This window comes from Hymenobacter aranciens, from assembly GCF_030580865.1.
Lineage (GTDB): Bacteria > Bacteroidota > Bacteroidia > Cytophagales > Hymenobacteraceae > Hymenobacter > Hymenobacter aranciens.
The window spans coordinates 23,722-45,841 of the sequence record NZ_JAUQSY010000005.1 but is presented as its reverse complement, the minus strand read 5'-3'; the positions used below and the strand labels follow the sequence as shown (position 1 = coordinate 45,841).

General features: G+C 52.0%; 21 protein-coding genes and 1 pseudogene. 14 read left to right on the top strand and 8 right to left on the bottom strand.

Features of this window, described 5'->3' with window-relative positions; genetic code table 11:
* The first annotated feature begins 1,034 nt into the window (after nucleotides 1–1,034).
* Together Q5H93_RS08380 and Q5H93_RS08375 are read left to right on the top strand one after the other, a co-directional pair.
* A protein-coding gene (locus Q5H93_RS08380) for an IS5 family transposase (RefSeq protein ID WP_369811004.1) occupies nucleotides 1,035–1,786 on the top strand; the annotation gives its coding sequence in 2 pieces (ribosomal slippage) (nucleotides 1,035–1,367 and nucleotides 1,370–1,786; 750 coding nt in all).
* Nucleotides 1,787–2,113: 327 nt separating this feature from the next.
* Nucleotides 2,114–3,490 (top strand): site-specific integrase, encoded by a 1,377-nt coding sequence (locus Q5H93_RS08375; protein WP_305006065.1) that lies wholly within the window; start codon nucleotides 2,114–2,116, stop codon nucleotides 3,488–3,490.
* A gap of 40 nt (nucleotides 3,491–3,530) precedes the next feature.
* On the opposite strand, the gene Q5H93_RS08370 is transcribed toward Q5H93_RS08375, so the two are convergent.
* Nucleotides 3,531–4,010: a hypothetical protein gene (locus tag Q5H93_RS08370; RefSeq protein WP_305006064.1), complete on the bottom strand. Its 480-nt coding sequence runs from the start codon at nucleotides 4,008–4,010 to the stop codon at nucleotides 3,531–3,533.
* Between the two features lie 110 nt (nucleotides 4,011–4,120).
* Between Q5H93_RS08370 and Q5H93_RS24175 the strand changes: the two genes are divergently transcribed.
* The 4 genes from Q5H93_RS24175 (at nucleotide 4,121) to Q5H93_RS08360 (ending at nucleotide 7,793) form a co-directional block, all read left to right on the top strand.
* Entirely contained in the window at nucleotides 4,121–4,369 is a 249-nt protein-coding gene (locus tag Q5H93_RS24175) for a helix-turn-helix domain-containing protein (protein WP_369810999.1), read from the top strand.
* Nucleotides 4,370–5,670: 1,301 nt separating this feature from the next.
* Nucleotides 5,671–5,937, top strand: a complete 267-nt coding sequence (locus Q5H93_RS24170) for a helix-turn-helix domain-containing protein (protein ID WP_369810998.1) — start codon at nucleotides 5,671–5,673, stop codon at nucleotides 5,935–5,937.
* 20 nt (nucleotides 5,938–5,957) lie between these two features.
* Nucleotides 5,958–7,088, top strand: a complete 1,131-nt coding sequence (locus Q5H93_RS08365; RefSeq protein WP_305006063.1) for an AAA family ATPase — start codon at nucleotides 5,958–5,960, stop codon at nucleotides 7,086–7,088.
* Nucleotides 7,089–7,577: 489 nt separating this feature from the next.
* Complete coding sequence (locus tag Q5H93_RS08360; protein ID WP_305006062.1) at nucleotides 7,578–7,793, top strand: hypothetical protein; 216 nt, start codon at nucleotides 7,578–7,580, stop codon at nucleotides 7,791–7,793.
* A gap of 107 nt (nucleotides 7,794–7,900) precedes the next feature.
* On the opposite strand, the gene Q5H93_RS08355 is transcribed toward Q5H93_RS08360, so the two are convergent.
* The 5 genes from Q5H93_RS08355 to Q5H93_RS08335 all read right to left on the bottom strand — a co-directional run bounded on the left by Q5H93_RS08355 (nucleotide 7,901) and on the right by Q5H93_RS08335 (nucleotide 14,174).
* Nucleotides 7,901–10,258, bottom strand: coding sequence for a DUF262 domain-containing protein (locus Q5H93_RS08355; protein WP_305006061.1), 2,358 nt, complete (start codon nucleotides 10,256–10,258; stop codon nucleotides 7,901–7,903).
* Entirely contained in the window at nucleotides 10,248–11,993 is a 1,746-nt protein-coding gene (locus Q5H93_RS08350) for a DUF262 domain-containing protein (protein WP_305006060.1), read from the bottom strand. Before Q5H93_RS08350 ends, Q5H93_RS08355 begins: the two co-directional genes overlap by 11 nt.
* A gap of 497 nt (nucleotides 11,994–12,490) precedes the next feature.
* Entirely contained in the window at nucleotides 12,491–12,754 is a 264-nt protein-coding gene (locus Q5H93_RS08345) for a hypothetical protein (RefSeq protein WP_305006059.1), read from the bottom strand.
* A gap of 109 nt (nucleotides 12,755–12,863) precedes the next feature.
* Nucleotides 12,864–13,202, bottom strand: coding sequence for a hypothetical protein (locus Q5H93_RS08340; RefSeq protein WP_305006058.1), 339 nt, complete (start codon nucleotides 13,200–13,202; stop codon nucleotides 12,864–12,866).
* Nucleotides 13,203–13,229: 27 nt separating this feature from the next.
* Entirely contained in the window at nucleotides 13,230–14,174 is a 945-nt protein-coding gene (locus Q5H93_RS08335) for a DinB/UmuC family translesion DNA polymerase (protein ID WP_305006057.1), read from the bottom strand.
* Nucleotides 14,175–14,613: 439 nt separating this feature from the next.
* On the opposite strand from Q5H93_RS08335, the pseudogene Q5H93_RS08330 reads away from it, so the two are divergent.
* From Q5H93_RS08330 to Q5H93_RS08320, 3 genes and pseudogenes are all read left to right on the top strand, one after another.
* A pseudogene (locus Q5H93_RS08330) lies at nucleotides 14,614–15,372 on the top strand (IS5 family transposase).
* Between the two features lie 35 nt (nucleotides 15,373–15,407).
* A complete protein-coding gene (locus tag Q5H93_RS08325) occupies nucleotides 15,408–15,800 on the top strand; it encodes a transposase (RefSeq protein WP_305006056.1) in 393 nt (130 codons plus the stop codon).
* Nucleotides 15,797–15,964 carry a transposase gene (locus Q5H93_RS08320; protein ID WP_305006334.1) on the top strand — a complete coding sequence of 56 codons (168 nt, stop codon included), beginning with the start codon at nucleotides 15,797–15,799 and terminating at the stop codon, nucleotides 15,962–15,964. The genes Q5H93_RS08325 and Q5H93_RS08320 overlap by 4 nt, the downstream gene beginning before the upstream one ends.
* 193 nt (nucleotides 15,965–16,157) lie before the next feature.
* Here the strand turns inward: Q5H93_RS08320 and Q5H93_RS24165 are convergent, their stop codons facing one another.
* Both Q5H93_RS24165 and Q5H93_RS08315 read right to left on the bottom strand, forming a co-directional pair.
* On the bottom strand, nucleotides 16,158–16,319 hold the full coding sequence (locus Q5H93_RS24165; RefSeq protein WP_369811003.1) for a helix-turn-helix domain-containing protein: 162 nt from the start codon (nucleotides 16,317–16,319) through the stop codon (nucleotides 16,158–16,160).
* Nucleotides 16,320–16,442: 123 nt separating this feature from the next.
* Nucleotides 16,443–16,577 carry a helix-turn-helix domain-containing protein gene (locus Q5H93_RS08315; RefSeq protein ID WP_305006055.1) on the bottom strand — a complete coding sequence of 45 codons (135 nt, stop codon included), beginning with the start codon at nucleotides 16,575–16,577 and terminating at the stop codon, nucleotides 16,443–16,445.
* Nucleotides 16,578–16,800: 223 nt separating this feature from the next.
* On the opposite strand from Q5H93_RS08315, the gene Q5H93_RS08310 reads away from it, so the two are divergent.
* The 5 genes from Q5H93_RS08310 (at nucleotide 16,801) to Q5H93_RS08290 (ending at nucleotide 21,945) form a co-directional block, all read left to right on the top strand.
* Nucleotides 16,801–17,058 carry a hypothetical protein gene (locus Q5H93_RS08310; RefSeq protein WP_305006054.1) on the top strand — a complete coding sequence of 86 codons (258 nt, stop codon included), beginning with the start codon at nucleotides 16,801–16,803 and terminating at the stop codon, nucleotides 17,056–17,058.
* A 27-nt stretch (nucleotides 17,059–17,085) separates the two neighbouring features.
* Nucleotides 17,086–17,673, top strand: a complete 588-nt coding sequence (locus Q5H93_RS08305; protein ID WP_305006053.1) for a hypothetical protein — start codon at nucleotides 17,086–17,088, stop codon at nucleotides 17,671–17,673.
* Nucleotides 17,674–17,797: 124 nt separating this feature from the next.
* The gene (locus Q5H93_RS08300; protein WP_305006052.1) at nucleotides 17,798–20,233 is read left to right on the top strand and encodes a sensor histidine kinase; all 2,436 of its coding nucleotides are present in this window, start codon (nucleotides 17,798–17,800) and stop codon (nucleotides 20,231–20,233) included.
* 11 nt (nucleotides 20,234–20,244) lie between these two features.
* Nucleotides 20,245–20,988, top strand: a complete 744-nt coding sequence (locus Q5H93_RS08295) for a hypothetical protein (protein ID WP_305006051.1) — start codon at nucleotides 20,245–20,247, stop codon at nucleotides 20,986–20,988.
* 48 nt (nucleotides 20,989–21,036) lie between these two features.
* Nucleotides 21,037–21,945 carry a ComEC/Rec2 family competence protein gene (locus tag Q5H93_RS08290; RefSeq protein ID WP_305006050.1) on the top strand — a complete coding sequence of 303 codons (909 nt, stop codon included), beginning with the start codon at nucleotides 21,037–21,039 and terminating at the stop codon, nucleotides 21,943–21,945.
* Nucleotides 21,946–22,120 lie beyond the last annotated feature (175 nt).

The following is a 22,120-nucleotide window of genomic DNA, read 5'->3' as shown; positions in this document are numbered from 1 at the left end:
ATTACAAGCGCCAAATGATTAAAAGCGCAGACAGCAACCTATAAAATATTTTTCATTCAGCCTTTCCATCTTTGGCAAACACCGATAAAAAATGGTAAGCCCACCGCATCTGCCCTCATACGCTGGCTACACACCGTCCCGCAGGAAATCACGCGCCACGCTCTCTGGCTACCTAAAGCATTTCCTACGCTCCCACCCTGCGCGCCCTACGCCGCGCCCGCCAGGCCCTCAAGCGTCAGCAGCGCCTGCTCCAGCAACTCGAACTCGGTGGTTTCGTCGCAACTGGTCAATGCAACCATTCGCCACCCGCTGATTCGCCTGTTTCAACTAAACATTCAACCAATAATTCAACCAATATGCCGGTCGCTACAAGGGCAATAAATGGGATGCAGTTTTGCTACAAGTAATATCCAGTCAGGATGCTCGCCTTATAGAAAACGAACCAACTCATCTCTATAATCCGATTTTAACATTTACACAACAATACTTTACTACCCATTTAACTGACATAGCAGCCGCAGCATAGTTGAAGACCACGCTTTGTTTCAGGCATTCCGCGCAAGTTTAGTTGCCACACCACACCGAACGCGGCCAACAGAGGTAGCTGCGCAGGGTACTTGCAGCCTTTTGTGCAATCTTCTCTCCTCGCCCAAGACGGTTTGCAAATGGGGTCTCGGGCTTTTGCCAGCACACCCGTTGCCACACCTCTACGGTTACTGCTAACTGGTCAGTTTGGATGAGGTACGCCGTCGCGTTGCGCCTCCGGCAATACCACTCGTTGCAACACCGACCAGCCCCTCATCCGCGCCGCGGTGTTCCGGTTGTTCAATTCTGCAGCCAGCCGCTACTGAGTAGAGAACGGCGGTCGGCAGACCAGGGCCGCAGTACCAACACACCCAGTCTCGGATTCTGGCCGCTTGCTTGTTACTCGTCTCGCAGCCAAGCCTACGTTTGTACATCCTGAATCCTTTTCAATCCAGCGCAAAAGGTGCCGGCCGTTTTAGGGTGTGTTGACAATCGCCGACCTTTGGGTTGTGCGACATTATGAACTCAAAGATGCGGACTGGACGCGCTTAGCGCCCTTGTTGCCGGGCAAAGTCGGAGATGCAGTCCGGTCGACAGCCGACAACCGATTGTTTGTGAATACAGTGCTCTGGATAGCGCGCAGTGGGGCGCCGTGGCGGGATTTGCCCGAACGGTTTGGGCCGTGGAACTCGGTCTACCGACGTTTCCGCCGCTGGGCCCAGAAAGGCATCTGGCAACGCGTATTCGAGGCCATACAGGACCCGGACCTAGACTGGGCCATGCTCGATTCGACCAGCATACGGGCGCATCAGCACGCGGCCGGGCAAAAAAAAGCGCCGCGCCAGCCGAAGCTCTCAGCCGCTCACGCGGGGGCTTCACCAGCAAACTCCACGCCGTCGGAGACGCGCTGGGTAACCCGCTACGCCTGGCCCTGACGCCGGGGCAACAGGCCGATTGCACGGTGGCCGCCGACCTGTTAGAGGGCTTGGCGGTGGGGGCTGTGCTGGCCGATAAAGCCTACGATACCAACGCCCTGATTGCCCAAATCCATCAGGTCGGAGCCGCGGTTGTCGTGCCCAGTAAACGTAGCCGGCGCACCGCCCGCGAGTTGGACCGCAACCTCTACGCGGACCGCAACAAAGTCGAACGCTTCTTTAACCGCCTCAAGCACTACCGCCGCTTGGCCACCCGCTACGACAAGACCGCCACCTCGTTCCTCGCCTTCGCCCACTGCGCCGCTACCTGCGTCTGGTTACTCTAATTGTCAATACGCCCTAGGATGCGCTTAGTAACCTTGGTTGGGGCTACGGCCGGCATGTTTAAACCAGCGTTTAAACCAAAACCAAATCAGCCACCCATCTTCGCAGACAAGTGGCTGATTAAAAATGAGCGAGAAACGAGGTTCGAACTCGCGACCCTCAGCTTGGGAAGCTACGGAACAAGGTTTATCACGAACACCCATCTTACACTTATTACCTCAATTAATCAACATTTTAAACCAGTTCATTTTATCGACGGCTATCGTCATTATTGGCCTTTTGATTAACTTTGTGTAAACCGCCGTGTAAACCGGCGCGGTTTACACACGATGAGCAAAACGACCGAACACAAAGAGGGCAAGGCAGGCGTAAAGGTGGTTTACTTCCCCAGCAAAACGCTGGCCGATGGCTCCCACCCTTTCCTGGTGCGCATCACCAAGGACCGCAAGCGGAAGTACTTGGCCACAGGCCTATCGCTACTGCCCAAGTACTGGAACGCGGAGAAGAGCAACTACCGTGACGCCATCCGCAAGAGCTACCCCGAGCCTCACCGCGAGAAGCTGCTCAAGTCCCTTGCTGAATGGGAAACCAAGTATGCCGATGCCGCCGACACCCTGGCCAGCGCCGACGAGCAGCACGACGCTCCTGCCGTTGCAGCTAAAGCCATCGAGGGGCGTAAGGCTGCCAGACGGGTAAAACTGCTTGCCTACTGCGATGAGTTGAGCGCTGGCTACCTCAAGGCCGGGCAAACCGGCAATGCCACTGTTTACCGCGACCTACGCAATCAACTGGCGAAGTTTATCGCAGCCGAAGCAGATGCGCCCGCCCCTCCTACCGGCCGAGGGAAGGCGGAAGCTTGGTCTGTTTGGCTCAACAGCTACGATGTACCAATTGAAAAAGCGAACGTCGCTTTCTGCCGGGAGTGGGAACAGACACTACGCGCCACCGGTATCAAGGAGATAACCCTGTCGCTACGGTTTCGCACGTTACGGGCGGTGCTCAACCAAGCCATTGCCGACGGCCTGATGAAGGCCGGCAGCTACCCATTCGCCCGCACTGTAGCTGAGAAGCATAAAATGCAGGTCGGCAAATTTGATGTGAGCACGACGAAGCGAGCATTACCGCGTGAGGCGGTGCGCCAGCTCGAAGCCCTAGTACCGGCCACCGACCGCCTCCGTTTGGCGAAGGAGGTTTTCCTGTTTTCCTTTTATTGTGGGGGTATCAACTTTGTCGACTTAGGCCAACTGCGTTGGCGCGACCTGAGCTTTGACTCTGCTGGCACCCCTGAGCGGCTAAGCTATGTCCGTCAGAAAACCGGAGGCAAATTCTCGTTGAAGCTGCTGGCGCCAGCAGTAGCACTCGTGGCCTCCTTTGAGTCCTTGACTCGCGCCACACCCGAGAGCTACCTCTTCCCCATTCTCGACGCAGCCCGGCACCAGACGCCTACTCAAATCAAAAACCGGTTGCACAAGGTGCTGGGGCAAGTCAACCAAGATTTGAAGGTATTAGCTGAGCAAGCGGATATCACAACTCCGCTAACGACTTATGTGGCGCGGCACTCATTTGCTACAACGTTGAAGTTCGCCGGTGAAAACACTGCGATTATAGGCCAAGCCATGGGGCACAAGTCCGAAGCCGTGACTGCCGTTTATCTGGATTCATTCGCATCTGAGCTGGTTGATACGGCTTTTGACAAGCTGCTTTAGTGCACCATTATCAAGAAGTAACCGTGTTTTCTTTACTGAACTAGATAAGTTGTCGGTTCCTCCTCCGCTTCATTTTGAAAACGGTCAGAGGAGTAAGCGTCTTCATATGAGCCGTCAAGCTTGCAGGCTGCAATTTCCCTTGCTGGTATAGCTGATGAATTCCTTGCTGTAATTGCAGCAGCATAGTTCGGGCACCGGGATTCAGTTCAGCCACTATCCTACTTGGATTAGCTCGATAACCCACGTTGAGGAACATTGCCCTGCAATCAACATCTGCTTCCTCGAAATCTGCAGAGTCATAGGTAGCAAGGCTGAATTCGCAGGCTCGACCGGTAATCTTTTGCAGCCACGTATATGGAATGTCTTCCGTAGCAGAGAAAAGTTGTGTGATGGACACTTCAAGCCGGAGCTCTGATTTTAAGAAATCGGCCTGTCCGATGAGAGCAACTGCTAAGCTCCAAGCTCCCTTACTGAGAGCTTGTGGGTACTGAAAATGGGCAGCGAAGTTGAAATAAGTCATACCACGAAGGAGCAAACATTTGAACTGGTCACCAAATGTACTAATCAAGCCCCAATAAGGACCGTTCGGTCTTTGTGCCCTACTCCGCCAGTCCCGCCCTTTGTGGTGGCATGGCCGAGAAGCAGTCCTCACCTCTTTTGCACGAACTCGCGCGCCGCTTAAAAAGCGTGCGCGAGGAGCGTCATCTGACACTGCAAGAGGTATATGATGCAACAGGTGTACACGTATCCCGAGTCGAATCTGGCCGGCGTAGTGTTGCGCTACTTACAGTGGCGATGCTCTGCCGATACTACCAAGTGCAGCTGGCGCAGATAGTAGACGGCATAGAGCAACTTATCGAAGACCCCAGACGGCAATAGGACCATCTGCCTTAAGTTTGTCGATATGGAACCTTTTGAGAATCCCGACGAAGAACATACTACTTTTCTGTTGCTTGTGTTCGTTGCCTGCGTGGGACCTGTGCTTCACTTTGTATTTCACTTATAACTATCGGATACTTCCCAAATGCATATCGTGTGTTTAAATACAACTATTACAATTAAATCATACACCGATACTAGGACTATTCCTAGTCAGAGCAATTCGCCTGCTTGTTCTAAGCCAGTGAATGAACTCAAGATTTAAGGAGTATACCTTGAACATTATTTTAGACAAATCAAACCAGTATTTTCTCGTTGGATTTAATTCCTATCGATAAAATACTGGTGCTATCCACAGTCATCTATACCAAAGAAATTCTCCCCTGTCTAATGGGTGGGGGGAGAAATACGTGATGCCTGCTCCCCCGATGCATAAAAATTTTTTTTGTATTTTTTTATGTAGCCAACTATAATCAGTGTCCCCATCAAACAAGTCCATAGGTCCAAGCACCGCCATTGGGTATCTACCGACGCGCAGGGCCAAATTATCTAAACAGCGCGTATAAAATAGGACAACATAGCTACTGGTGCTATCGAGTGAATCGCAGCACTCATGCCCGCTACGCGGGCAGCTATGCAGTACCGATGAGGTCTAAAAGGTCCAAATGCCGGTAAAGTGGTCTTTTAAGGCTACCGCTCACTCCTGAACACATACAAAACACCGTCTGCTAATCCGACGTGATACTAGCTCTGCTCCTATTAACTGAAGCAGATAACCATAGTGTTTTCTCATCTCTGCCCATCTTATCTGATTTTTTTTCGCCAGTATCCTGATAATATACCGGGCCAAAGCTGCTCCAAGCGACCCTAGGATTGAGCAGTTTACATGTCAGAGGCAAACTATATTCGCGGCGCTTTCACTTTAAATGCCAAGAACATAGCTTTTGCATCAAGTTGTTTTCTGTATAAATTTGTGTTCTTAACCAAAATTAAGCAAAGCAACGACTGCTGGCATTGAAACAGTCTTCTTCAACATTACGACAATTGCTTCCTCACGGAGCCATGACAGCGCTTGCCAAAAAACTTGGGGTCTCTACTCCAGCAGTAAGTTCTGCGCTTAAGAGTGGACGCCCTGGTAGCCGCATCGTACAGGAAGCAAGATGGCACAGGAAAGCGGCGCGTTAGCGACTGCACAAGCAATAGCTAGCATAACACGGTAATGTCTTCTGGACAGTACAACTTATACCGCCTTAATTCAAGGTGGCCTAGCACCTTATTCTCCAAACTTTACGATACCCCCTATGCACAACCCTTTTGAAGTGCTTCACAATCGCCTCGATAAACTGGAAGCGCTTTTGGTGGAAAGACTGCCAACCACTGTTACTCCTACTACCCCCGAGATAGGCGGGCTAGCTCTAGCACAAGAAATTACGCGCTTAAGCAAAGCTCGCATCTATGCTTTAGTTTCGGCTCGTGCTATACCTCACAGTAAAAGAGGAAATAAGCTTTACTTCTCCCGTACTGAGCTACTATCCTGGGTTGCTGCTGGTAACCGAGCTACATCATAAAGCACCGCATCCGTTTGTCGATGAAGTTGAATGAAGACAGGTTGAGCGAAATGGCAGCGCTTAGTGGTATGATACACGAGTCGCCGCAATACTCCGGAAGCAAATTTCCTCTTGGTTACATTGCTGGGCTTATTGAAGGGACCATTCGCTCATCGGCACCGAGAGATAATGGAACAAAATCCGACAAACCAGGTTATTATACCTTAGGCGAATTACTGGACCGCCCGAATACTGAAGTCCCCTTACTGGTCGCGCCGTTGTTACAACGCCAAGGCGTAGCTATGCTGGCTGGAAGCAGCGACACTGGCAAATCCTCTTTCTTACGCCAGCTAGCACTGGATATAATCCTTGAAAAGCCAACATTTCTAGGCTTTCCAATCCAAGCAGTACGCCACAGCGCTATCTGTATCAGTACTGAAGATGGCGATGAGGCAGTTGGGCCGCTCCTAAAAAAACAGTTGCTCGGTCAGAAGGTACCTGATGCCGCCCGCAACCGGCTGCGGTTTGTATTCGATACGGAACACCTAATTATGAAACTTGACAGCATGCTGACACAGCAGCCTGCTGACTTGATTATCATAGATGCGTTGGGCGATTTATTCGATGGGAATTTAAACCAGTCCAACGAAGTAAGGCGCTTTATCTCCAGCTACAGCCAGTTGGCTATAAAACACGGGTGCTTGATATTATTCATGCACCATACTGGCAAGCGTACCGAAGACCAAAAACCCTCTAAGAACAACCTACTTGGAAGTCAGGGCTTAGAAGCAAAAATGCGAGTGGTATTAGAGTTGCGCACTGACTCATACAACCCAGCTTTACGACACTTGTGCGTCTTAAAAGGCAACTATTTGCCTAATGATGCGAAAGAAATGAGCTACATCCTACATTTTGACAGCAACCTTACGTTCCACAATACAGGAGAGCGGTCATACTTGGGTGATTTACGGAAGAAACCAGAGGAAGGCGCTGATGAACGCGAAGTATGGGAAAGGGCTCGCCAGTTGTTAGGGGAAGGCAATTCCTTTGAACGAACCGCAAGTATGCTGCTACCTATTACGGAGAGCCTTGGGATGAAACCTATTTCGAAAAGTGCATTGGCACGGCGGCTCCCAAAATCTACAATTAACCACGAAAGTTCTTCAGCATAATACAATCGTTTAGAAAAATACTTATTTTTAAATAATAAGGATTATGGGCAAATGCCGTCATTGTATCCCATCCCACATCCCACCATCCCAAACCTTAAGGTTTGGGATGGTGGGATGTGGGATGGGATACAATGACGGCACATAATTGTCAGCCTGTTTACTAAACCAAGAGCCGGTCATATCTATTGAAAAACACCTCATTTCAGCAGTTTCTAGAATCACCTGTTGCATAGCCCCCAGAGCCCCAACCCATTTTACCGAACTGCTGGCCCTATTCACCCGCGACCACCAGCAGGCCAACACCCACCGCGCCTAGGACGCCACCGCCGAACCCGCCGAGGGTGCAGCCCCCGCACTGCCGCCGTTGTTCAGGTTCGGGGCACCCGGTAGCCGCCGCCCTAGCGGTGGAGAGCCGCCGTTCTGACGCCCCCGCCGCTTGCCGTTCCGCTATTCCGTAATTTTCCACCGCCAACCCGCCGCCCCTCGACCATGAACCCCGCCGACCAGCCACACCGCGAAATCTTCCGCGCCCGCGACCAGCAATTCTACACCCGCGCCGAGCTGCCCGAAGGTGGCATGACGCTGGCCGGGCCGTTCCCTACTCCTGATGCTGCCCTAGACTATTTGCAGCAGACCTACCAGGTGTGCGAGCAATTCGTTTTCGATGACTCGGGACGCCGCCCAGCCCCCGCTCTGCAGAGCTGACCCCGCCAGACCCGACGAGCCTCGAGCACCGCCAGCCCCGACCAGCTACAAGTTGGCCGGGGCTTTTCGGTGCTAACTCAGCTTCGAACTATGAACTGCAGCTAGGATTAAGTCGACGTGCTATCAGTTGTTCCATCTTCTGATTCTATCGCTTCAAGACCTTGCTTTCGCAACGCCTTAATAAAATCTTCAACACGCTCAATTCGGTCCTGCTCAGCCGTTTCCACAAGCCACCGTTGACCGTTAGCAACAGGCTGCAGTTCGTACAACTCTTCAAGTATCGTTGGCAAAGTATATCCTGTCGGAAGATTTAGCCTCCATCCGGCTGCTCCACTGTGGAGGGACAAATCCCAATTATCACTTGGCCAGCCCGGTATATTGTCCAGATACAGTGGACTGGCCCAGGTGTCATTCACAAACTGCTCGCCGTAATCAGCAATGGCATCCGCCACTTGCCGCCGCCGGCTTATAGTTCGAACGTATGGATTGATGTGCTTTGCTTTAAGCGAATTGCCTTCAAGTAAGCGCACATAAAAGTCAGAACCCCATGCGTAATAGCCTTCTGATTTCTCGGTCATGCCTGGATACTTGATGAAATAGTAGCGCCAATCACGCTTCCGTTCAACAGCTAACCAATCAGCAATTATGCTCTCCAACTTCTGTACAGCCGTATTTCCTATAGCATTATGGTATGTTATCAGAAAAGCTGACAGTAGATTAGGCTCCCCCTTCCGAATATCGGCAGCCAGTACTGTGTACCAATTTTCTGAGTTTCCGAGGAAGTATTTTCTTCCGAGTTGCGTTTTCTTCCACTCGCCTTGGCTTACCCGGTAATCTCCACAGGTAAGCCATGCCCGGATAATCAAATCCTGAGGCACCGCCCCCGACCATATCTCGCTGACAGCTTGCCGAAAGCTCTCAATATGGTTGATATGCTCATCCATTTTTAGGTTACGCAGGTCGCCTCTCAGCACATATTGATTCTCCAATTCATGGATTGCCTGTGCTAGCTCGGGCTGGGCCGTAAGTAAATGGGCCTTTAATCGCTCGTGTTCCACACCTCGACGCCCTAGCTGCAAAAGTGGTGCATCGGCTTCCAGACGCTTATATACGTCCGGTGAGCTACCGCTTTCAGACTTTCCTAGTATTGTTGCTGCGACAGTAAGCGCCTGCATATTATCGGCGCGCAGATTCGAGTTTAACTCTTTGTCGTTCTGTTGCCGTATCTGCTCCAAAAGGTTACGAAGTACGCGCAACTGGTTCTGTACATCTCCTTCTGTAAAGTTCTCGTCGCTAACCGTTGCGCCATACACTAACAAACCGAATAGTAAAACCTGCTCTTGTAGTTCTTGATTCGGGCTGGTGTTTCGTAAGCAACGATTGAAAATATCTGGTCTGGTACCACCAAAGACCCGCACTCTTTCCGACTCGGTTTTTTCAGTCAGTAGACGCTCTAGTAAACCAGCTATACCGTTAGGCTCCTGCTTCTCTACCTTAACCAAAAAATCCAGGCTCTGGAACAAGAAATCTACGTTTTCGTCTTGGGCAAATACCCGCTCGAATAGGTCGAACCCTAATCTGCTCAGCGTTACATCCTGAACTTTCTCGCCCATCCTATAAGCTAGCATTCGAGTCAGGTAATGCAGAAATTGCTCCATCGCCTCATCCGCCACCTCTGAACCCGGTTGCCGGTGTTTCCAGAAGAAGTCCAACCAGGGGCCATCAATCTTATCCCCGAAATCAGACTGCACTTTCTTTGAATGCTTACGCTGCAGAAACAGGTCGAACTCAGCTTTCCAGTTTTCAAAGCTGGTCAGAGGCTTCCCGCGTGCATTCATCTTCAAATACAGGTCGTCAGTCAGCCCTACTTTCGGCATATCTAAGAAGTAGAAGCCGATTAACGGGTTGTCGGCGTCGGCAAGATGAGCAAACAACCCGTTAGTGTTGGCGAACCGCGTTTGTAGTGCATCCAGCATAGTCAACATGGCTCCGACTGTCGGGTCCCGTTCCCAAGATGGTTGAAACCAATTAGTATCTAATATGGCATCAGTCAGGGTAGGATATTTATTCAAGTCGAGGCCCTTTGCCATGACCAACTGCCGGCAAAACTCTCTTGAACTACTACGCGTTTCGTAGGTAAATTTACTCAGCAACGCTTGAACATTAGACAGTTCCCCATCTACTAATGCTAAGTACCAGTGCAGCAGAAATAACGTGGTTAGCCGCTGTTGACCGTCCAGCGGTATGAACAGATTGCCGCGCAACTCACCGTAGACGAAATCCAATGTCAAAGGTTCCTGCCTTGACAAGGCATTGTGTAGAGCATCGACCAGTCGAATACGAATACTGTTTACTTTCTCGCTCTTCCGTCCTTGCGCATAGTCCCTCTGAATAATCGGAACTTGAATGTACTTGATTTCCGGGGTGTTTAGAAGGGTCCAGAAGGTGTAATAATTAGTTTGCATGGGTAGCAGCAGCAACAGGTGTCAAATATGCTTTTAGGGTCTCCCGGATACTATCCACGTAGTTTCGACGGTCATCTGCGCTCCAATAAGCTAGATTTTCCGGAGTTTCACTGTAGTATTTTAGAAACACATTACGCGTGGCAATCGGAATGAATGAGCCTTTGCGCTCCAATTCCATTATCAATGCCCGCTTTTGTGGGAACACCCCATTACTGAGCTTAGAATTGTCGCTGACGGTTAAGAGTGCCAGATTATCTACCGTATGTAAGTCCGGCTCTCCCAACAGGGCAAATATGCGCTTTTGAACTAATTCGAAATCGTCTTTATCGATTGCCGTTTGCTGAATTAGAGCGTCCAACTCGTCCAGCACCTGTTGTGGCTGTGACGGCTCCGATTGCTCACTCTCCGATTCCGTAGCACCGGAAACCTGTGCCATTCGGTCTACAACGAAGCGCCGCACGTCCTTGAGCCATTGTACATAGGCATCTTTACCACTTAATCCACGCGAATTCTGCGCATGTATATGCTCCAGACTCCACCGGCGCGCATCTTCCCCATCCCCCTTATAGTGGCGGAACGGAAAACGATAGCTAGCGCCCTTATTTTGATGCAGCGTTTCAATGTTGAACAATAACAGTACGTTTTTCAACTCTCTGTAATTGTCGTTGTAGTTCCAAGTTTCCCAGGTGTCGGCAACTGTATTCTTGATTCGCTTCTGTACATAAGCCGAGAATTCGGTTTTGGTACAGGCCCTAGCCATTTTCACTAGGGTGCCTATCTTTTCACCGACTGTTATTAAATAGCCTATTTTATGATACCAGTCACGGTTATTGTACCATTCTTCCAACAGCAAGAATAGGTCCTTGACTTTTCTCCATTCTTCCAACAGCCGTTCCGTGTCAGCTTTAGCCAGCTTTTCGTTGAAGTAATAGAAAGTCGCATAATCTTCTCTACCAGACTTCTCGATGCCGGCCAACAATTCAAATAGGAATTCTATCCTAGTTGGCTGCTGACTAATCCCTTCATTGAGGAAATACCATAAGTCCGGCTGCTGTAATCGTGCCTCTATCATATCCCACTCCGTAGCCATCTCCAACTGCCGCCGCTCAAAACGCGACTGGTCCTCAGGTTCCCCAACCTGTGCCCGTTTCAGGAACAGAGCTTTAATCAGCTCTGCATTCGTTAACGGAATCTTACCCGAGTTAATGCGAATGAAGGCCTCATGCTCTCCGCCCAGGTCGGGAGCCAGTTCATACCAAATTACTTTCGTGCGCCGCAATAACGTTGGGTAGATATCATCCGCCACCGCTTCCGGGGAATCCTGTTGCTCGAACCATTCCGCCATGCTGGCACGCGCTTGGTGCATGAAGTGGAAGTCGATATTGTCTGAGGCTCGCGCTGGGTCGATATTTTCAAGATACCCTTGGCTCTCATCTCTAGTGGCGTATTCCAAAGTGAACAGTGGCACAACACTCCTCCGGTATGTTCCTTGGATATATCCCAGCAAAATATGAATCGTAGTCAATCGTTGCTGCCCATCTATCAACTCCCATTGCTCACCAAACGGTTTTACTAGTACCGGCTGTAAACAGTAGAAAGTTTCTGTAGCTGCCGTATCCTTAAAATGCAGCAAATCCTCTAGCAAGTCTTTTACCTGCGTTTTGGTCCACCGGTAGCCTCGTTGGTATTGCGGCACCAAGAACTTGTAGCCTTTCAGTTCGGCAATGGTTTTCAATTCAACCGTGTTTTCTCCCGGCATCGCTGATGTATGTATGGAAACAAAAAAATACTTGTCGACAAAGTCAAGTCCACCAACTTCATTTTCTACTCGGACACGGACAGCGGCAAAGCTATTCTAAATCCAGCACACCGAAGCACGCAGTGGTAGCAAAAAAGCCGCCTCCCAATGATGAGAGGCAGCTAGTTGCAACAAATCCAATTAGTATCGCGCGATGTACTCAAAAGCTCGCTGCTACTATCAAGCGCTTCTTCTGCACGCGTCACGGGCGCTGCCCAGGGCTTATCCAGTGCATTGACTATGAGAGCTACATCTTCAATCAAAATACTTAGCGCAGGCAGTCCATCCCTATTCTGGTTGTTCTCGAACGTAACGATAAGTATATGGTAATCGGACGCAGACGCCGCTTCAGCGGCTTTGCACCACTTGCTACAAACCTTTCTCCGGATAGTGTTCCAGATTTAGTGGCTTTGACTTTCAGCGCCGCCCACCGCCTACTGCCCTTGCAGCAAGAAAGCGAACTGGCTTAAGTGGTTGTCGCGCAGGTACGCCATCCACTGCTCCGCAGCTTCCGGCGTCTGCATCTCGGCAGCCGGCAATGGAAAGATGGGCGAGGCGTTGCTGTTCGTCCCGATGTGCATCCGCAGCCCGTAGCCGCCCATCTGGGCAGCCGATACGATGTCGAAGCGGCAGCCGCGGGCCTCGTAGGCCCCGCAATACTCGGTGATGGATTCTGCATCCGGCAAATAATGTAGCATAATGAATAGAGGAAAAAGGGTAAACGAGGACCGGCAACCCACCGGCCCCTAAAATCACTGTTTCGGCCCTCCGGGGCCGGCTGCCCGCCGCCCTGGGCCGGTGCCCCGCTCAGGTCAGCTTGCGGGCCTTGCGCTGCCGCTCCCGCGCCTGCAGGTCGCCCCAGCAGCCAATCATGGCGTCGAAGGTTTCGCCTTTCAGTATCAGCACCCAGTACCGCACCCGGTCCCGCAGAATGTAGTCGATGACCGTATCGACGTGCCCTTCGGCCCGCAGCTCGGCCGCTTCGCCGGGTTTCAGGGCCACCGCGAAATGCGTGTAGCAGTCCCCGTTGGGCAGCGCTATCATCGTAATGCGCCGGTTGTGCAGCCGCCGCACCATCGCCCGGCGCGAAACGGGGTACTCGGGTTTGGCTCCCGGCAGGTGGGCCGGTGGAATCGGAAAAGCCATTGTGTTAGCGTTTGAATAGGTTAAGTATCAGTCCACCGTCAGCAGGTCCTCCAGCCGCGTCGTGTAGGCCGGAGTGCGCCACGCCGCTTGCCCTTGCCAGGGCGCCGGCCCGCCGCCTTTCGGCCCCAGCGCCGCCGCCAGCTGCACCGTCCCGCGCCCGAACCGCGCATTGAGCCCGTCCAGCGCCGCCATCACCTGCGCGCTCCGGCCGCTCACCGCCGCCCCCGCCGCCAGCGGCGCGGCCTCCCCGAACAAGCCCAGCTGCTGCCCGCCCGGCGGCTCCAGCCCCGCCAGCACCACGCCCGCCTTCACGTACACCGCCCCCGGCTCCCACAGCCGCGCCAGCAGCTGCCCGGCCCTGGCCGTCAGCTCCCGCGTGTCGCTGGTGGGCACCGGCAGCGTGAGCACCGCCGAGCGCGAATGCCCGCCCCCCGCGCCCGCGTCCGGCCCGAACCGGTTTTTGCTGATAAACACCGTTAGAACGTGCGCCAGCTCGCCCTGCCCGCGCAGCTTCTCCGCCGCCCGCGCCACGAACGCCGCCAGCGCCCCCAGCACGAACGCCTGCTCCCGCAGCGGCCGGCCGAACGTGCGCGAGCAGCTGATGCTTTGCCGTTTCAGCGTCTCGTCCTCGCTCGGGGCCAGTCCCGCGCAGGGGTAGCCCTGCAGCTCGCGCACCAGCCGCGCCCCCACCACGCCGCCTAGGTGCTTCCGCGCCCAGGCCTCCGACACCCGCGCTAGGTCGGCCGCCGAGTCGATGCCCGCCGCCGTGAGCTTCTGGGCGTACTGCCGCCCCACGCCCCACACGTCGCCCACCGCCACCTGCTTCAGGGCCCAGGCCCGCCGCTCCGCCGAGTCTAGGTACAGCACCCCGCCCGCGTCGGGGTCTTTCTTCGCCAGCCGGTTCGCCAGCTTGGCCAGGGTCTTACTCGGCGCCACGCCCACGCATACCGGGATGCCGGTGCGCGCCTTCACCCCCGCCCGGAGGCGCCGGGCCAGCGTGTCGAGGCTGCCGAGGGCGGTTATTCAGGCTGCCTATGCCCAGAAATACCTCGCTAATCGAATACACTTCCACTCTTGGCACTGTGGCCTCAAGTCGTACGTCATGTACTGGCTTCTATCACTGTACTGCAACTATTCAGCAAAAGCAAATACCAAGATAAAGGGGATTGGTTTTGGAGTTCGACTCGAACTGATAGGGCGAGTGGTAGCTGAGGATGGAATGGCGATGGTCGAGATTAAAGTAGATGTCGAAGTTACAGACCGCAAGCGGCGGGTGCCATAGCGTCGGGCAAAACCCCTGCTGAGCGGCCACATACTAGACCCTGTTATGGACCTGTGAGCGAAATTAGCAGGCCTAGAACCCACCCACCGCGCCTATCCCAGCGACGTCACCGACGACGAATAGGCGTTTTTGCTCCCGTATTTGCTGCTCGTCCGCGAAGATGCCAAGTAACGCCAGCAGCCACTGCGCGAGTTATTTAATGCCTTGCAGTACGTGGTACGCACGGGCTGTACCTAGCGGCAGCAGCCCCACGATTTGCCGCCCTGGGCCGCGTGTTACCAGCAGTGGGCCAGCTGGCGCGACGCCCGCGTGTTTGAAGCCTTAACCGATGACCTGCACCAGTTGCTACGCCTGAACTAGGCGCGGCCGGCGGCCCCCAGCGCCATTATCCTGGGCTCGCGCACGCTGCAAAGCAGGCCCGAGAGCGGCCACCGGGCGGGCTACGACGGGGTCAAGCGCCGCAAGAGCAGCAAAATACACGTGGCCGTTGATACGCTCGGGCACCTGTTAGCGGCTGTGGTCACGCCGGCGAATGCACAAGACCGGGTTCAAGTGGGCCTGCTGGCCCAAGAAGTACAAGCCGTTGCCGGCCACCAAGTGACGCTGGCCTATGCCGACCAAGGATATACCGGCGATGCGCCCCAGCTGGCAGCCCAGCAGCAGAGCTTTGCCTTACAGGTCGTCAAGCTGTGTCAGGCCAAGCGCGGCTTCGTGCTGCTACCCCGCCGCTGGGTCGTCGAGCGCAGCCTGAGTTGGAGTGCCCGCTACAAGCTTCTGGCTCGCGATTACGAACGCCTCGCCCTAAGCTTGCAGCAACTCCATTACTTGGCTTTCGTCGGAATCATGCTGGCTAAGGCAGCCGCCATCCAACTCCTCACAAGTCCATAACAGGGTCTAAGAGGATATAGGGGAAAGGAATAGCTATGTATCTTCAGGTCAAGAGTCGCGCTGCTTATTCTACCGATTTAACTGACGCCCAGTGGCAGCTTGCTGAGCCAACCGTAGCCACCAGCGGCTACGGTTGGTCGCCATTGCACAGTAAGCGCGAGTTGTTGAACACCATTTTTTACCAATTGCGTGCGGGCTGCGCCTGGGAATTGTTGCCCTACGATTTGCCGCCTTGGCGCACGGTGTACAAGCAGTTCGAAGCGTGGCGCAAAGACGGCACCTGGGATAAGCTGCTCGATGGGCTGCGCCGTCAGGTGCGCCAGCGCACGCGCGAGCCCGAGCCCACAGCCGGGGCCATTGACACGCAGTCCGTGCGCACAGGCAGTAAAAGGGGGGCTGCTACGGCTACGATGCGAACAAGCAAATAGATGGCCATAAGCGTCATGTTGCGGTAGACACGCTCGGCCTGCCGCTGGCCGTGCTCGTGCAGGCGGCCAGCGTGCAGGACCCGGTGGGCGCGGCTCCAATGCTGGCCGAAGCCAAAGCCCGCGCCCCCGACTTGCAGTTGCTCTGGGCTGACGCGCGCTACTAAGAGCCACTCGTGGCCACAGCGGCGACGGCGCTAAGCCTGCGCGTGGAAGTGATGAGCCAGCCGCCCGGCACCAAGGGTCTCGTGGTGCTGCCCCAGCGTTGGTTCGTGGAACGCTCCTTCGGTTGACTTAGCAGGTACCGACGCGTGGCAGATCGTGATTATGAAACCAATCCGCTCATGAGTGAGTCCATTATCAAGGCCTGTTTTTGGTAGCTTGCCGCACGGGGTCGGCCTCACAGGGCATGGGCGGGGTGAGCTTGTAGCTGAAGCCCAGCCGATGCAGGAGTTCAGTCAGCCCGGAAACAGAGTAGTTTACGCACCAACAGCACCGCAGCCACGCGGCAATGGCCCGCACATCGGTGTAGAGTGTCTGCTTCACTTCCCGCCCCAGGGCGGCTAGCCCGGCTGAGGGCAGCAGGCCCTAATAGCTTGGGGCCTCGTGCACCAGATACTTTTCCAAGCCCAGTCACTGCTAGGCCTAGGCGTAGCGGTAGACCGTGCCGTCGCCCAGCCCCAATGCCTGCGCCACCTGCCTGGCACCCCAGCCCGCATTCAGCATCAATACGACTGTGTCCTTGACGTACCCCTCGTCGTCGCGCCGTTGCTTTTGCAACTAGCGCAAGTGCTGGCACTCCGTTTCAGTCAAGGATATGTTCATGTTACAAACTACTTACCCAGTTCCGCTTTTCACTACACGATGAGTTTAAGTGAAAAAAGAGTGCTAATATTGACCGCCAACTGGCCCGATGGTGTTGCAATGTAATATGGATGCGACCTTGATTTTTAATGTCCCAGCTTCAGTTCAGAACAGTTTAATTAACAGTAGAACGCTTTCCATGCTGAACACAATCAAAATCCCGACACTTGCTAACCAAATCCTTGCAGAGTACTTGTCGGCTGTCAGCACGAGGTATCCGGCCGCTGAATTTTATAAGGAGAAGATGCAGGACAGTGGGCGTGGCGAAGGTCCGACACTGCTACTGACCGTTTGTAAGGATGATGAGATTCTGGAGGAGGAGTCTTTTCTCTATGCAAACCAGTCCAAGCTTGATGAGGACTTGAAAAACCTGATTTACTATCTGGATTTCGCTTAGACCAGCTCTTTAAGACTTTGTGCAATCATGGAAGAACATTTGGAAGGAGTGCCTAACCGGGTAGGCAATTTACATGCGGTACTCCGAGAGCTGGAAATAGAAAGTGACCGTGGGGTAGCTATCCTGGGCGTTAGCATGCTGGACCAACGTCTGCTGGAATTGCTTCACCACTTATTTGTACCCTGTCCGCAGACAAAACAATTGCTTAGCGGACCTATCAGCTCGTTTGCCAACAGATTGAACTTGGCCATGGCTACCGGGCTTATTGCGGCAGATGAATATGCCGAATGCAACCGGTTGCGGGCAATCCGCAATGACTTTGCCCATAAATTCGAATTAGACTTCTCTTTCAGTAATGAGCAGGTCAAAAAGCGATGTGAGAAGCTGGAAATGTTTTACGAGCCGGACAGTGAAGAAGAACTGTCCGAATGTAACCCGGAATCAGAAGAGCAAGTTGAAACTGAAATCACCCCCCGTGAGCTTTTTATAAAAAGCGTAGCTGAAGTGTATATCTGCTGGCTTATTCGTGAGTTTCATACGCAGAACCGTCGCATGAAGCGTTCTGGAATGGATGATGCCAATGAGTATCTGAAAAGTCAGGCTCAGAAGCAATGAATCAGGTCTGCCCTGCTCAGCAACTCAGCTCCGCATAGCATTCACCTGCTAGTATCTCCAGCAATTCTGCCAGCCGTAACCCAGGCTCACATTCGCCCTTACCAAAATAACAAGCCCTAGTATCATGTCAAATATTTCTTCTATTCAGCCACTTATCAATACCACGCTTGCTGATTACCTCAAAGAAGCCCGCAAACGGCTCCCCGTAGCAGAATTCCGCAAGGAAATGAATGGCAGCAAAGTGATATTGATAACTGTAGCAGAAAACGATACCGTGCTGGAAGAAAAATCCTTCAGCTATTCAGAAGATACCGATGCACAGTCAGATTTAGAAACCCTGGCTCAGAATCATGATTTTACAGGGGAAGACGCAAACCAGATATTCTTCAGACCTAAAGCCAATATATTAATTCTACTTGGAGAGGAGCTGATAAAAAGCCCGGTAATGGCAATTTATGAGCTGATTAAAAACAGTTACGATGCTGATGCCAGAGTAGTAAGTGTTGATTTTGAAAACGTCGAAGACCCGGCAAACGCTACAATCAGGATTCAGGACGATGGAACGGGTATAACGGAGGAAGTACTCGAAAATGTCTGGTTTGAACCAGGCTCCGACTTCCGGAAACCACTCAGGTCGGATGGCACTAGGATTATCAAGCACAGCCCGATATATGGTCGGGTACCAATGGGCGAAAAAGGTGTCGGACGCTTTGCCGTCCATAAACTCAGTAGCCGCATTAAGCTCATTACCAGACCTTTTTCTGTAGAACAAGGCAAATTACTGGATTACGAATTACACGTAGAAATAGACTGGCGAGCATTTTCGCAGCAGAAATACCTGCAGGATGTAGGTATTTTCTGGACCAAGGAAGCAGACCCGGAGAACTTCCTTTTTAAAGAAGCATCAGGCACTTATATTGAATTACAGGAACTGAAGGAAAGCTGGACACGGGGTATGGCCCGCCAGCTGAAAAGAAACACTCTCTCGATGCTTTCTCCGAAGAATGACTCGGACAAGTTTCGAATCGACCTGAATTTTAACAATAGCTGGCTTGATTCCTTGCCCGATGTCGCAGAGATTCTTAAAGCAGCTCCGTATAAATTAACAGCGTTGCTGGACTCTGATTACAATCTGACGTTTGAATACAGGTTCGAGCTTAAAAATAATCCCAGCCTTGGTGCACGCGTGATTGATGCTTCATCACCTGAAGCCAGCAGTAAACACCAACGAAATATCAGGGATGAAATACGCCCTTATGTCCAATCGTATTATGCTAAAAGAAAGGAGGTTGCAGCTTCTGATGTTGATGCAGCTGTTAATGCATTCCTAGCTGAACCAGCTCCTTTTGGCACGTTGATGCTCGAATTGTATTCCTACGACCTGGATTCTGAGTCGCTCAGAGATACAATGTCCGACTATACGGTGATTAAAAACCTTCTACGGGAGCACGCGGGCGTCAAAATGTTTAAGGGTGACCTGCGTGTGTACGATTATGGTGACCCGGGAAATGACTGGCTGGGGCTTGACCTCAAGCGTGTTCAGAACAAGGATTGGTTTTCCAATAACCAGGTAATAGGGTTTGTCTATCTGGACCCGGCAACGTCTGGTTCGTTGATTGAGAAAACGAACCGGGAAGGATTTATCATCAATACTGCTTTTGAAAGGCTGGAATTATCGCTTGATTTTATCCTGACTGACTTCAAAGCGGAAAGGTCAGCTGACCGGAGACTGTGGCTGGCATTCAATCACCGGGGGACACCTGAAACATTCGAGGGAAATATCGCCGGATTCCGTCAGCTTGTAAATGATGCCGAGATTCCGGACAGTAAAACCAAGGAAAGGTTACTGCTTGAGGCTGGCAGAATTGAGGCCCGTTATGAACAGGACCGTAATTCACTATTGATTCCTGCCGGGGTCGGAATGACCGCCTCCTTTGCTATCCATGAAATTGAGAAGCTCGTTCCCCGGATGCAGACGAGCGTCAGCGAATCGCCACTTGATGTCGCAAGAATGCGGGATCAGGTAGCCGAACTGGATGATTATGTCAATGGCATTCTGTCCATTATGAAGAAAGGCGGCGTTAAGCCGCTATCTGTAAAAGAAACCATCGAGCAGGCAGCGAAGAACTACAACCTTAAAATGCGGCTCAGAAACATTAAACTCACCATTGATGTAGACCCGCAGGCAGAGGAGATTAAAGCTGAAAAACGGCTGTTGCTCACTATGCTTATGAATCTTATTGACAACAGCATCTACTGGCTGGAAGCTGTTAACAGAGAAGAAAAAGGTATTTTTATCTCTGCTCAGCGAAGAGGTACTGATATCTCGTTGCTGGTGGTCGATAATGGCACGGGATTCAAGGACAAGGTAGAAGACCTCGTCAAGCCATTTTTCAGCCGGAAAGAGAATGGCATTGGCATAGGTATGTATCTGATTGACACGGCGATGATGCAGTTTGGCAAACTCAATATTATCTATGACAAGCAGGAGCTGCTGGCCCGGAATGTTCCTCATCTCTTCGATGGGGCTGCCGTTGAGCTGGTATTTAACAATCAATAATTAAAGCTGGAATGCTACTTGCCCAACTCAGAGAACCTCAGGTCGCAATCATTGACGACGTTCAGTCCGAAGTACGCCCCATCATTGACAAGTTAAAAGAGCACTCAATCAGTGCCAGATTTTTTGATGCCAGTCCGGAAAACCTGGAGCAGCCTGAACAGCCTATTCAAAGCATTGAGCTGATATTTCTGGACTTGCACTATAATACCAATTTCAACAACTCTGATTTCCAGCCCGAACTATGTGCGCAGATTATTGAAAGCATCGTTCCGCCAGGTAAAAGATACGTTTTGGTAGTATGGACGCGGGACCCGGATAAAGCAGACCAGGTTATTGAGATTCTGAGAATACTTGACCTTTTGCCGGTTAAGACTATCGTCAAATCCAAGAACGAATTTCTGGTAGGCAATGATATTGATGTCGAACGCCTGCTTGCTGAAATCGACGCTGAGATTACCCGCATCACCGATGTCATCATGTTCGATGGGGAGATTGTTGACATCGAAGAAGACAGCGTGATAATTGATTGTCTTATGGATAAAGAAGGCAAAAAATTTCAGCTACGCCGATTTGACCGCCGCCCACTTGAAGGCGTGGTAGATTTAGACAGAGGGAAATACATTACCATCACAGTAACAACCAAGCCAGGCAGTACCACTTTCGAATTCTCAAAAGCGGCCGGCGACCCTTCGGCCCTTTTCAGCAAAGCCGGGTATATGCATGATATTGATGAACGGCTGTTCAAAGGCAAATAAATGGCGCGCCTAACATTTAAAGACGTAGGCCAAGGTGACTCTGTCATCTTGGAATGGACGGACAATGACGAACAGCACGTCGGTGTTTTCGACTGTAACAGGAAAGGGAAAACCAATCCTGTTCTTGAGCACATTATTGCTAAGGGCTATCAACGCCTTGACTTTATCATCCTATCCCATCCGCACGAAGACCATTATTCCGGCTTCACTGAACTGCTGGAATATTGTTCGGCGCAGGGCATTAAGATTGGTTGGTTTGGCAACTCATCTTTCAATCTTAATAAGCAGTACTGGTCGCAGTTTGAAACCGGCCACGATGCCACCCAGGAGCTGGAAAAGATGCTTCAGCTAATCAGCAAGCTCCTTAGAGAAGGGACCCTCGAAGACATATTCCCCCTCCTGCAAGGGGTTACTTTAGAACTGAGTGAACACCTGACACTAAAAGTGCTGTCACCGGGGCATCAGGAAATGCAGCAGTATCAGGCAAAAGTTGATTCTGATGCCGGAGCCAATAAAAAGGAAGCCAGTCAGGCGGCTAATCTGCTCTCCACAGTATTCCTGATTACTTCAGGCCAAAACAGGGCCCTGGTTACTGCTGATGCTGTTGCCGTTACGTTCGAAAGAATCCACAAGCAGGCGTTGCTGCCAGCAGTACCCCTGGCTCTGGTTCAGGCACCGCATCATGGTTCTAAAAAGAACTACTCCGCCACATTTTGGGGTGGATTACTGAACGCTGAAGGCCGCCGCGCAGTAGTCTCGTCCGGGGTAAACGGTAAGTACCGGCACCCTCACCTTGAAGTTCTGACTGAACTTGATGGGCTGGGGTTTGCCATACACGCGACTAATATCATTTATGGAATGCAGGAATTCCTTACGCTCAAACAGAAGACCATCGTCTTGGACATGGCCAGTGATTTAATCGATACGGATGGGGGTGACAAGGAATTTGACCTCTAAGTACTCGTGCAAAAGTAAACAAGTATCAATTTGACCGTCATGCTGAGCTTGTCGAAGCATCTCTATCGCTTCGTTGCACGGCTCATGCGAAGCGGTAGAGATGCTTCGGCAAGCTCAGCATGACGGTCTGTTGACTACCAGATTACTTCTGCAACACTACTTAATATGTCAATTA

What these genes read in the sequence shown, in the direction of transcription:
- Q5H93_RS08370 (WP_305006064.1), bottom strand. Translation starts at nt 4,010, where the DNA reads ATGACTTATTTCAACTTCGCTGCCCATTTTCAGTACCCACAAGCTCTC.
- Q5H93_RS08295 (WP_305006051.1), top strand. Translation starts at nt 20,245, where the DNA reads ATGCTACTTGCCCAACTCAGAGAACCTCAGGTCGCAATCATTGACGAC.
- Q5H93_RS08360 (WP_305006062.1), top strand. Translation starts at nt 7,578, where the DNA reads ATGAACCCCGCCGACCAGCCACACCGCGAAATCTTCCGCGCCCGCGAC.
- Q5H93_RS08305 (WP_305006053.1), top strand. Translation starts at nt 17,086, where the DNA reads ATGGAAGAACATTTGGAAGGAGTGCCTAACCGGGTAGGCAATTTACAT.
- Q5H93_RS24175 (WP_369810999.1), top strand. Translation starts at nt 4,121, where the DNA reads ATGGCCGAGAAGCAGTCCTCACCTCTTTTGCACGAACTCGCGCGCCGC.
- Q5H93_RS08365 (WP_305006063.1), top strand. Translation starts at nt 5,958, where the DNA reads ATGAAGTTGAATGAAGACAGGTTGAGCGAAATGGCAGCGCTTAGTGGT.
- Q5H93_RS08325 (WP_305006056.1), top strand. Translation starts at nt 15,408, where the DNA reads ATGTATCTTCAGGTCAAGAGTCGCGCTGCTTATTCTACCGATTTAACT.
- Q5H93_RS24170 (WP_369810998.1), top strand. Translation starts at nt 5,671, where the DNA reads ATGCACAACCCTTTTGAAGTGCTTCACAATCGCCTCGATAAACTGGAA.
- Q5H93_RS08300 (WP_305006052.1), top strand. Translation starts at nt 17,798, where the DNA reads ATGTCAAATATTTCTTCTATTCAGCCACTTATCAATACCACGCTTGCT.
- Q5H93_RS08355 (WP_305006061.1), bottom strand. Translation starts at nt 10,258, where the DNA reads ATGCAAACTAATTATTACACCTTCTGGACCCTTCTAAACACCCCGGAA.
- Q5H93_RS08375 (WP_305006065.1), top strand. Translation starts at nt 2,114, where the DNA reads ATGAGCAAAACGACCGAACACAAAGAGGGCAAGGCAGGCGTAAAGGTG.
- Q5H93_RS08310 (WP_305006054.1), top strand. Translation starts at nt 16,801, where the DNA reads ATGCTGAACACAATCAAAATCCCGACACTTGCTAACCAAATCCTTGCA.
- Q5H93_RS08345 (WP_305006059.1), bottom strand. Translation starts at nt 12,754, where the DNA reads ATGCTACATTATTTGCCGGATGCAGAATCCATCACCGAGTATTGCGGG.
- Q5H93_RS08340 (WP_305006058.1), bottom strand. Translation starts at nt 13,202, where the DNA reads ATGGCTTTTCCGATTCCACCGGCCCACCTGCCGGGAGCCAAACCCGAG.